This window comes from Deltaproteobacteria bacterium (genome assembly GCA_003194485.1).
Classification (GTDB): Bacteria; Desulfobacterota; Dissulfuribacteria; order Dissulfuribacterales; family UBA3076; genus UBA3076.
The window spans coordinates 22,870-34,239 of the sequence record PQXD01000012.1 but is presented as its reverse complement, the minus strand read 5'-3'; the positions used below and the strand labels follow the sequence as shown (position 1 = coordinate 34,239).

Annotated in this window: 13 protein-coding genes and 1 pseudogene; 6 read left to right on the top strand and 8 right to left on the bottom strand. The window is 48.4% G+C overall.

Annotated elements, in window-relative coordinates:
- Positions 1–297: 297 nt before the first annotated feature.
- On the bottom strand, positions 298–1,614 hold the full coding sequence (locus C4B57_07955; GenBank protein ID PXF54217.1) for a hypothetical protein: 1,317 nt from the start codon (positions 1,612–1,614) through the stop codon (positions 298–300).
- Between the two features lie 852 nt (positions 1,615–2,466).
- Here C4B57_07955 and C4B57_07950 point away from each other — a divergent pair.
- The 3 genes from C4B57_07950 to C4B57_07940 all read left to right on the top strand — a co-directional run bounded on the left by C4B57_07950 (position 2,467) and on the right by C4B57_07940 (position 5,732).
- Entirely contained in the window at positions 2,467–3,753 is a 1,287-nt protein-coding gene (locus tag C4B57_07950; protein PXF54216.1) for a nucleotide sugar dehydrogenase, read from the top strand.
- Between the two features lie 2 nt (positions 3,754–3,755).
- Entirely contained in the window at positions 3,756–4,328 is a 573-nt protein-coding gene (locus C4B57_07945) for an AMMECR1 domain-containing protein (protein ID PXF54215.1), read from the top strand.
- A gap of 162 nt (positions 4,329–4,490) precedes the next feature.
- Positions 4,491–5,732 carry a hypothetical protein gene (locus C4B57_07940; GenBank protein ID PXF54214.1) on the top strand — a complete coding sequence of 414 codons (1,242 nt, stop codon included), beginning with the start codon at positions 4,491–4,493 and terminating at the stop codon, positions 5,730–5,732.
- 259 nt (positions 5,733–5,991) lie between these two features.
- Here the strand turns inward: C4B57_07940 and C4B57_07935 are convergent, their stop codons facing one another.
- The 5 genes from C4B57_07935 to C4B57_07915 are packed head-to-tail and all read right to left on the bottom strand — an operon-like array spanning position 5,992 to position 8,832.
- A complete protein-coding gene (locus C4B57_07935) occupies positions 5,992–6,192 on the bottom strand; it encodes a hypothetical protein (protein ID PXF54213.1) in 201 nt (66 codons plus the stop codon).
- Positions 6,193–7,605 (bottom strand): DNA recombination protein RmuC, encoded by a 1,413-nt coding sequence (locus C4B57_07930; GenBank protein PXF54212.1) that lies wholly within the window; start codon positions 7,603–7,605, stop codon positions 6,193–6,195.
- Positions 7,606–7,645: 40 nt separating this feature from the next.
- A complete protein-coding gene (locus C4B57_07925) occupies positions 7,646–7,981 on the bottom strand; it encodes a DUF4236 domain-containing protein (protein ID PXF54211.1) in 336 nt (111 codons plus the stop codon).
- A gap of 40 nt (positions 7,982–8,021) precedes the next feature.
- Positions 8,022–8,402, bottom strand: a complete 381-nt coding sequence (locus tag C4B57_07920; GenBank protein PXF54210.1) for a hypothetical protein — start codon at positions 8,400–8,402, stop codon at positions 8,022–8,024.
- 43 nt (positions 8,403–8,445) lie between these two features.
- Positions 8,446–8,832 carry a zinc chelation protein SecC gene (locus C4B57_07915; GenBank protein PXF54209.1) on the bottom strand — a complete coding sequence of 129 codons (387 nt, stop codon included), beginning with the start codon at positions 8,830–8,832 and terminating at the stop codon, positions 8,446–8,448.
- On the opposite strand from C4B57_07915, the gene C4B57_07910 reads away from it, so the two are divergent.
- The 3 genes and pseudogenes from C4B57_07910 to C4B57_07900 all read left to right on the top strand — a co-directional run bounded on the left by C4B57_07910 (position 8,833) and on the right by C4B57_07900 (position 9,565).
- On the top strand, positions 8,833–9,036 hold the full coding sequence (locus C4B57_07910) for a hypothetical protein (GenBank protein ID PXF54208.1): 204 nt from the start codon (positions 8,833–8,835) through the stop codon (positions 9,034–9,036).
- A 39-nt stretch (positions 9,037–9,075) separates the two neighbouring features.
- Entirely contained in the window at positions 9,076–9,288 is a 213-nt protein-coding gene (locus C4B57_07905; protein ID PXF54207.1) for a hypothetical protein, read from the top strand.
- Positions 9,281–9,565: pseudogene (locus C4B57_07900) on the top strand (AAA family ATPase). Before C4B57_07905 ends, C4B57_07900 begins: the two are co-directional and overlap by 8 nt.
- A 667-nt stretch (positions 9,566–10,232) precedes the next feature.
- On the opposite strand, the gene C4B57_07895 reads toward C4B57_07900, so the two are convergent.
- Complete coding sequence (locus C4B57_07895) at positions 10,233–10,715, bottom strand: ATPase (GenBank protein ID PXF54206.1); 483 nt, start codon at positions 10,713–10,715, stop codon at positions 10,233–10,235.
- A 122-nt stretch (positions 10,716–10,837) separates the two neighbouring features.
- Entirely contained in the window at positions 10,838–11,275 is a 438-nt protein-coding gene (locus C4B57_07890) for an IS200/IS605 family transposase (protein ID PXF54205.1), read from the bottom strand.
- Positions 11,276–11,370 lie beyond the last annotated feature (95 nt).

The window sequence follows — 11,370 nt, the reverse complement described above, 5'->3', positions numbered from 1 at the left end:
GAAAACTACGGGGGCTTCCGTTAAACTGTTCAAAGAAATATCCCCTTCCCGTGAACGGTTGCCATCCGTGCCCTGCCGCAGGAGCGGTTTGCCTTTTGCAGGGTTTCGATCGCGGGCCAAATTGCACTGCCTCTTTCGGTCTGCAATGAGTGAGCTTTGAAACCCGGAAAAAGGTAACCGCTTCAAGGCAGGATATAAAGGGTTCACCGAATATTTACTGAGCAAATCCGGCGCCGGCGCTATCCCATGACTGGGCCGGACGACGGCCCACGCCCCTCATGTCCGATTCTTATCATCCTAAAATAGGACCTGGAAATGCGTGACAAGGATATCATTGTCGATGTCCTCGCCATGCATCTCCTCCCGGAATGTATAATTGAGCTGCCATTTGATATTCTGGCCGTGAATGAACCAATTGTACCCCACTGTATACCAGCGGCTGTCAAACTCATTGTCAACATCCACATCCGGATCAAACTCATCGTACCGCGCAGTGAGCTGGAAATTGTCAGTGAGGTCTATCTGTGTCTGTATACCGTAGCCGTATTGACGATTGGACTTATTGCCATCTTGCGTTATGTATTCGAACTGCAGGTGTACCGGCTCCCAGTCGAATGCGCAATTAAAATCCCAAAGCTGCAAGTTATCCGCAACTTTGTGGTTATCTACGGAATATACGTAATGGTCATCAACTATTTTTGCCTTGCCAAGGACAGTGGTTTCATAATCATAGCCCACCTGATCATACGCATAACTTGTGCCTAAAGTGAAGTGTGGCGACGGTCTCCAGAGAAACATGCCGGTAACCATGAAGTTTTCGTTGTCATTGCGCATATGGTTGAATGAGTTGCCGTTGTATAACCCGACCGCGACAAAGAACGGCAAATCGTGAATTTTTTCTCCGTGGGCCCGGCCGTCCCATTGACCGTTTCTGGGTGATTCCACGCTGATTCCGATTTCACGCCTTCTGGCGAGCTTGTCGATCACGAGAGGACGTTCACACAGGGGAAGATCCGGTCCGTCCGTAGTATATGATGGCGAAAAAAGTGACTTGAACTGCCCAACCCTTATGTTGACAAAAGGATGCGCCTTATACACAAAATATGCGTCCTGGAGTTTTACGCCAATGTCGTCTCTTTTGAGTTTATAATCCGGCGTTTCAGGATCTATCCTGTCTTCGTTTGAATCGCCGTCTACACTGCACTGTACATGGTATTTCCACCGGTCAGTCACGTTGCCGAACCAGCGGAAACGAACACGACGTATAGAAAACCCATCGAATTCAGAGTCGTCAAATGCCTTCTGATGAGTCACTTTACTTAGATCGCCGTTTTCAATTGAAGTGTATCGTGCCTGTACACGTCCCTTAAAGTTGATGCTCTTGGGTTTACGGGCGCTTTTAACAACAACCTCTTTTTCAGGAGGAGGCGGCTTCCACTCTTCATTGATTTCCTCTATCCGTCCCTCCCTTATCTTCTTAATGTCATCCTCAGTAACTATTCCTTTTTCAATAAGTACTTGAAGCAATTCCTCGGCCGTCAGTTGGGCAAAGCTGTTAATCACACTACCGAACAAAAAACACACACACAAAACAACACTGTAACATTTCTTCATTAAAAAATTCCTCCTTCCTTTGCTTCCAAACTCTCAGGGTTTAGCTTTAAAGATCGACCTTCATAGACTCGAGCTCTTTAACCAAAAAACTCTGCTGTGAAGCCAACACCATTTCACGATAAGGAATAGATCATGATATTCACATATAGCTGCATCATCTCTGGATGATGAGAAGATAGTATAAGTATATCGGGGAATAAAGACTCCGATTTTTCTGGATCATTATTGAAGGACTTACAATCATTACAAGTTATTGTCTTATCCATCTTTGTCTTTGATAAGATAAGCATATTTTTCAAATGATATAGTAATTCCAAATAACAAAATTTATATTATTTTAAATCAAAGTCAATAATAAAAATAATATTATACGAAGCCGGAAGATAAATTACTTTGATCAAATCGAACCGCTACCCAAAATCCCGTAAAAAGGCAAACCGCTCCTGCGGCAGGGCACGGATGGCAACCGTTCACGGGAAGGGGATATTTCTTTGAACAGTTTAACGGAAGCCCCCGTAGTTTTCTTGGCTTTTGCTGTGGGGGAAACCCCGGCTCCTGAGCGCAGCGAAGGAGAACGGGGAGGGGGCAAGACTCCCCCATGTCAAAAGCCTTAAGAAAACAAGGGGCTGAAGTGTTAAGTGAAAAGAAATATCCCCTGCCCGTGAACGGTCTGCACAGTGGACCACGGGTTCATAAGAATATTTACTTACTTTTCAGTCCTTTCAGATTTATGGTAAATTGACACAACTTACTTGCCAGAACTATAGTTCTTCTGATATCACTGCCTGCTAAAGATTATATAACATTCTGTTCGATAAGATATTAATACATTTATTAAGGAGAACTTATAACATGGCGGTAAATTCAGTAGCAGTAGTTGGATTGGGTTACGTCGGGCTCCCGCTGGCAATAGCCTTTGGCAGGGAAATAAAGGCCATCGGCTTTGATATATCCGAGGACAGAATAGCCAGTTACAGAAAAGCCGTTGACCCTGCCGCAGAAGTCGACCGCGAAGACTTCGAGCAGTCATTGCATCTCAGCTTCACAAACGATCCTGCCGCCATAAAAGAAGCAGACATGGTCATTGTAGCCGTACCCACTCCGATTACTGCCAACAAGCAGCCTGATCTCAGGCACATTGTCTCTGCTTCGGAAATTGTCGGGAAAAACCTTAAACACGGAGCTATTGTGGTATACGAGTCAACAGTATATCCAGGTGTGACCGAGGACATATGTTGCCCTGTCCTTGAAAAGGCCTCCGGACTCAAATGTGGCGAAGGATTCAGGCTTGGCTACTCTCCTGAGCGTATAAATCCCGGAGACAGGGAACACTCTCTGGACAAGATAATAAAAGTTGTGGCGGCCCAAGACCAGGATACGCTGGAAGAGGTGGCAAGCGCATATGAACTTATAGTGGATGCAGGGGTATACAGGGCGGAGAGCATAAAAGTGGCTGAAGCAGCCAAGGTCATAGAAAACACGCAGCGGGACCTCAACATCGCGCTTATGAACGAACTGGCCATTATTTTCAATCGTCTGGGTATTGATACGCAATCAGTGCTGGAGGCCGCCTGCACAAAGTGGAATTTTCTCTCTTTTACACCCGGGCTGGTAGGCGGCCATTGCATCGGGGTTGATCCCTACTACCTTACCTATTGTGCCCAGCAAGTAGGATACCATCCCGAAGTCATTCTGGCCGGGCGTCGCATCAACGATTCAATGGGCTCATACATTGCACAGAGGACGGTCAAGGAACTCATCCATGCCAGGATACGGGTGGAGGGGGCCAGGGTCGTAATACTCGGGCTTACATTCAAGGAAAATTGTTCTGATATAAGAAATACCAGGGTGATAGATATTATCCACGAACTCAGGGAGTACGGAATTGAACCCCTGGTACATGATCCCCTGGCCGATCCGCAGGAAGCCGGACTCGCATACGGCATTCGTTTACTGAAGGACCTGCCTGCTAATGTTGACGCAGTGATACTTGCAGTAGCCCACAAGACCTACGAAGAAGCAGGGGCTTCAGTAATAAAAGACATGCTTACTCCTGACAGGGGCGTGGTAATAGACGTAAAGGATTTATATCACCCCGACGATTTTAACGAGAATGCCATCAGGTACTGGAGACTGTGAACATGGGAAATGAGAAGCTCACCGGCCCTGAGAGGCGACTGTTACTCAAAATGGCAAGGCAGGCCATAGAGTCGGAATTGGCAGGCCTTCCTTTCAGCCTTCCCAGGGTGACAAATCCAAATCTCCTCGAACACAGAGGGGCATTTGTGACACTTCACAAGCACGGCCAACTCAGGGGTTGCATAGGGACCTTTTCGGCAGATAGACCCCTGTATGAGATAGTCGGCGACATGGCCATATCAGCAGCTTTTCAAGATCAGAGATTCCGCCCGCTCCGCCCCTCGGAATTTGAGGAGATAGACTTGGAGATCTCCGCGCTCACTCCGTTGAGACCGATAACTGATATTAACGAAATCAAGACAGGTTCCCACGGAATATATATCATTCGGGAACCATTCCACGGTGTGCTCTTACCTCAGGTAGCTACAAAAAATGGATGGGACAGGCTTACATTTCTGGATCAGACCTACATGAAGGCGGGTCTGGCCCCTGGTTGCTGGAAAGATCCAAAAACACAGGTCAACATCTTCAGTGCCGAGATCTTCAGTGAGAAGTCTGAAGGTCTGCTGTCCTAAATGCCTCCTCTAATGTTTTTCTATCAACGGCGGGACAAGCCGGTCAAGACTGCCGCCGAAACAGGCCGCCTCATTGGCAGATTCGGCCAATAGATCGGGTGAGAAAACCACACGGGCGATTGTTGGCTATATGGAAGTTAACTATCATTTGGTCTTGACTTTTTGGTAATTTATTTTAATTTAGTCTCTATGATAAAGAGGAACTATTATAAAAAAATATGTGCTGATTTTGACAAAGAAAAACACCTGGTACTTGTCTCCGGGCCACGCCAAGCTGGGAAAACAACATTTGCCAAGGACATTGCCTTACAAGAGCCTGTTTCGCTGTATTTCAACTATGATATTCCAGGCAACAAAATCAAAATCTTGCAGAATCCAACTTTCTTTGAAGAAGTAGACCGGGAAAAGGGCAAGCTCCCACTAATCATCCTGGATGAGATTCACAAATACAGGAACTGGAAGAACTACCTCAAAGGCGTCTACGACGGTTATTCGGATGAATTTCGCTTTCTGGCTACAGGTAGTGGACGTCTGGAGCTTTCCCGCAAAAAAGGAAATTCACTGGCGGGCAGGTATCTGCATTTTCACCTTTACCCTTTTACAGTCGGTGAACTATTTGCTTCATCGACAGGACTGAATGAGAAAGATGTGCTGTTAGAAGTCCCAGAGCAAAACCGAAAAGCTCAAGAGACATGGGAGACTATGTTTCATGTAAGCGGATTCCCGGAACCATTTGTGAAGGGCACAAAGCTCAAGTACCGGCGCTGGACAAAGTCATATCACAACCAGGTCATAAGAGATGACATAAGAGATGAATACGCGGTCAGACAGGTCGACACCATGGAGGCATTATATTTCCTCCTGTCCGAATGCGCAGGCAATCCGTTTTCTGCCTCAAGTCATGCGCGAATACTTAAGATATCCCATAAGACGGTATCATCGTGGATAAGTGTCTTTGAACGTTTTTTTCTTATCTTTAGGCTTCGTCCGTATAGCAGACGCATTTCCAGAAGCCTGGTCAAAGAGCCAAAGATCTATTTCTATGACTACTGCAGGATAGAGAATCATGCTCTGCGGTTTGAAAACATGGTTGCCGTTGAGCTTAGCCGTGCAGTGACACTCTGGACCGATTTTGGCCTTGGAGAATACGACCTCTGGTATTTGAGAAACAAGGAAAAGGAAGAGGTTGATTTCCTTGTAACTGAAAGGGGCAAACCGCAATTCATGCTTGAGGCAAAATTATCAGACACGGCAATAAGCCCTCATTTGATGAAATTTCAAAATGCATTGGATGTGCCCGCCATTCAACTGGTCAATACACCAAATGTTGCAAGAAAAATCAGAAACGCATCCAATACAATCATTGTTGCCAGTGCCCCTGACTGGCTTGCCTGCCTAAACTGATAAAAGAAAAGGCATCAATATCGGGCCAGAAGTCCAGGACCTTGAAGGCAGGTATTGTGAGGAAGAAAACGGACATCCATGACTATCGGGTGCCCAAAAAGTAATTACGGGTCCCAGCAGCAGACCCATGCCAGCAGGGATAAGAATCTTCCACCACCATCCGGCATTTTGGACCTGTTCTACAAAGTTGCTGCCGGCGGGCCACAGGATCTCGCGGACCCGTATATTCTTTTAAAGCTTGTATGGATCTATGGTTCATTTATTGCGCAATATACTCTACACGACCACAAAAGGCGGTCAAGTCGGACTGACTTTCCTTAAACTGCTCGGGTTTCAGGTAATCCTCCGGTGCAGCCCTGGAAATGACCTGCTCCAGGTGGATGGCGAACTCGTCCGGGTTAAACGAGCGGCCTTCTCTCACTTCCTTGCGCGGTTTGGCAATTTTGTACCAAGGTTCCATTCATTCCTTGTCCTCCTTCACCTCCGGTGCCGTCAGGGTGCGCGGTGTGGTCTCGATAGGCGACAGGGCAGTGATGTCATTGCCGGTCGCGGAGCCCAGGTCCTTGAACCTCCGTGCCGCGGGTAAAACCCTGGCTTCCATCGAGCCGACAGCGCTGTTGTAAGCGGCGTTGGCCTTCTCCAGGCCTTTGCCGATGTCCGCAATGTGCTCGGTCATGGTTCTCATGCGTTCATAGATCTGCTTGCCGAGGTCACTGATCTCCTGGGCATTCTTGGCGATCTGCTCCTGCCGCCAGCCGTAAGCCACAGCGCGAAGCAGGGCGATCAGCGTTGTTGGGGTAGCCAGCACCACGTGTTTTTCGAGGCCGTCCTCGATGAGGCTGTGATCCGCATCAACCGCCGCGCCGAAGAATGACTCGCCGGGAATGAACATGACGACAAATTCAGGGGCCTTGGTGAACTGCGTCCAGTACTGTTTGTTTGACAAAGCATTCATGTGACTGCGGACCTGCGCTGCATGTCGCGCGAGGGCCGTTTTACGGTCATCTTCCGACTCCGCAGCCACCGCATCAAGATATGCCTCCAGGGAGACCTTGGCGTCCACGACGATTTCGCGCCCGGCGGGCAACCGCACGACAAGATCGGGGCGGAGGCGGCCATCTTCGGCGGAGGCGGTCATCTGTTCGGTGAAATCGCAGTGCCCGGACATCCCCGCCAGTTCCACGACCCGGCGTAAGGTCATCTCCCCCCACCGTCCCCGCACCTGCGGCTTTCGCAATGCCGTAACCAGATTCGCGGTTTCCTTCTGCAGTTGCTGCTGGCTTGTGGACAGGCCTTTCAGCTGCTCTGTCAAGCCCGAATAAGCCTCCTGTCTATCCTTCTCAATTGCGCGGACATGCTCCTCAAACTTCGCAAGCGACTCCGCGACGGGTTTGACCAGACCTTGAATTGCCTCCTGGCGCTTACCTATGTCGCCGCGTGCGTCAGCCAGCACCTTGTCCAGCGTTTCCTTGGCCAGATTTAAAAATGCCGTCGTACTGGTGTTGAGTGTGTCACCGGCGAGGGCCTTGAAGGTGTCCGTGAGCTTGGCCTTCGCATCTTCAAGGAGCTTCTTCTCCTCTTCCAGGCGTTGCCTGGTCTCCGCCAGTTGGGTCTCGGCCTTTACACGCGCGCTGTTCTCGCCGGCCAGCTCTTCTCTGAGCTTCGCAAGATCCTCGGCAGCCTTCTGGTTTTGCGCACGCAGTTCTACGATGGTCGCTTCCAAGCCAGAAGCCAGGCCTTCGGCTGTGTTCGCCCGTTGCGCAAGGTCCTCAATCCTGGTGGTCAAGGATCTTGCAACCCGGGCAGACGCAAGCAGCCAGGCTACGAGGCCGCCCACCGCCAAACCACACAATATGCAGAGGAGGTAAGTCATTTCCTTTTTATTCCTTTCCGCCGCGCATTTTGATTCTTCTTCACCAGCACCAACTCACGGCAACCGTCCACCATAGCTTCCTCGTCGTCCGGCGTGACGAGCCGCTTGAAGAAACCCGGGTCGGGCGGTCTTCTGCGCGGACTGAAGGGGCTGTTGGCGTAACTGAAAACGCGTTTCTCTTGCCACCTGAGTTCCCTCTTGGAAGAGTCGTGGTGTAAAAGAGCCCCGTTCCCGGAATACCCATCATAGCGCGTTTCCCGCGGCCAACAGTGAACCTCGCACCTCGTGGTCCGAACGAGAGAGAGCCGCCCGACTTGCTCAGGTTCAGGGTCACTCCTGGTGCGATCTTGATTCTTCTCCAAAAACGAAAGCCCATTTCAGACTGCCTTTATCCTTTGGAATTCGAGCTGATGTTGTTATTCCAGTATCATGTCACGAATGAATGACATCTCATCGAAATGCCCGTGGCTTCCTTCTGATGTGCGCTTGTAAGGATGATTGGCGGTACGTACATATTCAAACGGAGCCATGAAGGCCATTCGCTCCGTTACACAGCAGGGCCACTTCTCTTGAGGCAGATCGACCAGGGATTGCCCAGCCACAGCTTCTTCGGCTGCATCATCCCGCTCTTGACCAATACGTTTGAGCTTAAGGCACGCTCCATTGAGACGAGGTTTCGCGCAGACTCGTCCATCCCACCCCGTATCATGCCAAGGCACACGAATAGAAATATGTCTTAGTGGATAAAGTGTTGCAAGTCCAATTAAATAAAAAACCACCGGCTTCAATTGCTTCATTATCCCACCGGTGAATAGCTGGAATTGGTGGATAAAAGAGGAACTATTCTTCGGACGTTCCGGCAAGCAGTCGAGCCTGCCTCAAGAATAAATCAATAGTCTCCTCTCCAAATCCGCCACTCTGTTGCGCAAAGTTAGCTGCCTTCCTATAATACTTTGCAGCCTTTTGTTTCTCCCCCACGGCCTCATAGACTTCGGCATATCTGTGCAAGCCGTCAATCTGGTCCGGATATTTCTTCATGAGTATTCGGCACGTATCCTCTGCTTCTGCCAGCCTTCCATCCTTGATAAGTTCATTAACTTTGTTGGATAACATATCCAGATCAGTATATATAAAGGTTCCCGCCATGGCGGGATTGTTCAGGCAGCATTTCTTATACTTTTTCCCGCTGCCGCAGGGGCATGGTTCATTTCTACCGGGTTTTTTCATATGCAGGTTCATTATTCAGCAAAATTGTCATTACAGGATTACATAGCACAGGAAGCCTGGAATCAGGCGCACCTGGATCATTGTCCTCTGCATCCCGGGGGAGGATGCGGTCTTGCCAGGCATGGAACATATGCAGGGAAGTTCCCGGAATACTGTCTGATAGCCCGCTATTACTGCCCGAAAGGACACACGACCATAGGATGATCCCCGAGTTTTTCTGCTCACGTCTTCAGGAGGAGCTTTATGAAAAAAGACTATATACTGGGAGAATCGCCCCTTGAGCACGCCCAAATCCTTGACACCTGTGCCAACTGTTTTGTGAAACGGCATCGTCCATCAGGGACAGTAGAAGTGGAGGACAGAGCTGAGAACGTCCTGGAACAGCCCTCTTTGCCACCGCAGCCTGTGGACTTCAGCAGGATCACCAGAAACATGGGAGGGAGAGAGGATGCATAGGAAAACATACGCTCTGACCCGGCACCCCTTTGAAAAGGATCTGGCTCCGGATGAACTCTTTGCCTCACATGCAGCAAGCGAGCTGGAGGCCAGGATCAACTATTTGTTACAACTACGTGGCATTGGGCTTGTTACCGGTGAGGTGGGCAGCGGCAAGACCTGCATCTGCAGAAAAGTGGCATCGTCTCTTCATGCCGGCCTGTACAAGGTCTTTTATGTCTCCCTGACCACGGGCACCGTTGCTGACATATACAAATCAATCGCCTGGGAAATGGGATAACCCATTTTTTCATAAGGTTCCGGTGAAACGGAGGTGAGCTCTGCTGGGGAGCAACTCACCAAGGGATAACCGGAATGAGGGCGGAGAATATCACCTTGGGGGAGTCTTATTACGGCTCCCCCCCTTTTTTTGCATATTCTTTGTCCTCATTATGCCTCAAAAAACCCCGGGGTTTGGGGCAGAGCCCCAAGTGGTGCCCATAATATTATAAAGGTGGATTAATGAGCAGAACGGGGCCCTAAAAGCACGGTATTTTATTGTGGGAAAGATCCGGTGATATTATGTGGGAAACAACACTTGTCAGCATAAACAATGAGCCTGGGATCATAGTCAAATAAACTTGCCTGACCTATTAGCTCTGGGTTTAAATTGTCCATATTTTCAATAAGTTATGTTTTGGCAGGAAAATGCCAGAAATATATAACATCCTGATATTATTATATATCAATTTTTGGAAGAAAATCGAATTAGAAAAAGCGCGAAAGCCGGGCTAACCGTCAAGCACCCGGCTATCGCCGCCACAGGCACGTTAAATGGTACGGAAATAACATTGACGGAAAATCACCGTCATGGACAAATTTTTCGTTTTGTGAAAAAAATTTAGAAAAATTGAGGAGTTGACTCATATGGCAACCATAAATTCTCTTAATCTACCTCCATGCTGTTATCGACTCCAATAGACCCTTATACTTTTTTCTGCATCACCGTATTGAAAATCAAGATCACCACGATAGGCCCTTGCGAGGGCATCCCCAATTCTGCGGGCTATATGGACACCTGTTGTCGTTATAAGGATATATTTTTCTTCATCAACAACGGACATGATCCTTTCCATTGGATGCTCTCCCTTCTCCTGCTTTTCCTCATTGCGAATAAGATTTAAGAGTTCTTCGCGGTGCTGCTTGAAGAAAGGTCCTTTTATTTCTATGTAGCCTGCCGGATAGTTATCGGCAATGCGCTCGCATGCCGGACAGACTGTCCTGTTGGAATCAACAGGAGGTTTTTTCCAGGACCACCGCCCGTCCAGGAAAAGGGCATTGCATTCAGTACACATTGTCGGCTCTGTCCATTTACCCGATTCCCTGTAAGTATCGTGCCGTTTTTCCCTGACCAGCCTGTCCCTTCTTGTATGTCTGCCTTTGTCCATGTATGCCCCCGTTATTTTTTAAGTATTTTGCAAAATACATCTTTTCCCGTATTCATTAAACCACTACCTGCTGAAAGCAGGTAGATTTCTTATACGACTGAAAGTCTAACATGGTTCAATCTTTAGTCATTAGCAATAGTGAAGGCCTCTTTAGGGCTCGCCTTTTCTTGGCTTGCAATATAAGCGGCTATCATTTTTTCTGTAACATTCCCAACTGTTGCACAAAAATAGCCGCGAGCCCAAAGATGCCTTCCCCAATATCTCTTACGCAAATGCGGAAATTCTTGCTGAATCAGTCGAGAACTTCGTCCTTTCACATATTGAACTATCTTGCTCGGAGCAAGTTCTGGAGGACATGAAACATGCAGATGAACATGATCCCTGCTAACATGACCATTAAGAATTGTAATATTGCGGGCCTCACAAGTCTGACGGATTATCTCCCTGGTTCTAAAAGCCACTTCTCCTTTCAAAACATGATAACGATATTTCGTAACCCATACGAAATGATACTGGATATCATAGATCGTGTGAGGCCCCTTGCGATATTCTTTGCTTATGGCGATAACCTCCCATGAGCAAGTTTACCACGATCCCTTAACTGCTGAAGCCTTTCGCCTGAAAGGCGAAGGTTTTAGACCTGGCGCATGGAAAA

Bases quoted from the DNA above. Each gene is read 5' to 3' on its own strand.
- C4B57_07915 (PXF54209.1), bottom strand. From the start codon at position 8,832: ATGAAAAAACCCGGTAGAAATGAACCATGCCCCTGCGGCAGCGGGAAA.
- C4B57_07910 (PXF54208.1), top strand. From the start codon at position 8,833: ATGCAGGTTCATTATTCAGCAAAATTGTCATTACAGGATTACATAGCA.
- C4B57_07955 (PXF54217.1), bottom strand. From the start codon at position 1,614: ATGAAGAAATGTTACAGTGTTGTTTTGTGTGTGTGTTTTTTGTTCGGT.
- C4B57_07905 (PXF54207.1), top strand. From the start codon at position 9,076: ATGAAAAAAGACTATATACTGGGAGAATCGCCCCTTGAGCACGCCCAA.
- C4B57_07925 (PXF54211.1), bottom strand. From the start codon at position 7,981: ATGGGCTTTCGTTTTTGGAGAAGAATCAAGATCGCACCAGGAGTGACC.
- C4B57_07920 (PXF54210.1), bottom strand. From the start codon at position 8,402: ATGAAGCAATTGAAGCCGGTGGTTTTTTATTTAATTGGACTTGCAACA.
- C4B57_07935 (PXF54213.1), bottom strand. From the start codon at position 6,192: ATGGAACCTTGGTACAAAATTGCCAAACCGCGCAAGGAAGTGAGAGAA.
- C4B57_07930 (PXF54212.1), bottom strand. From the start codon at position 7,605: ATGACTTACCTCCTCTGCATATTGTGTGGTTTGGCGGTGGGCGGCCTC.
- C4B57_07950 (PXF54216.1), top strand. From the start codon at position 2,467: ATGGCGGTAAATTCAGTAGCAGTAGTTGGATTGGGTTACGTCGGGCTC.
- C4B57_07895 (PXF54206.1), bottom strand. From the start codon at position 10,715: ATGGACAAAGGCAGACATACAAGAAGGGACAGGCTGGTCAGGGAAAAA.
- C4B57_07945 (PXF54215.1), top strand. From the start codon at position 3,756: ATGGGAAATGAGAAGCTCACCGGCCCTGAGAGGCGACTGTTACTCAAA.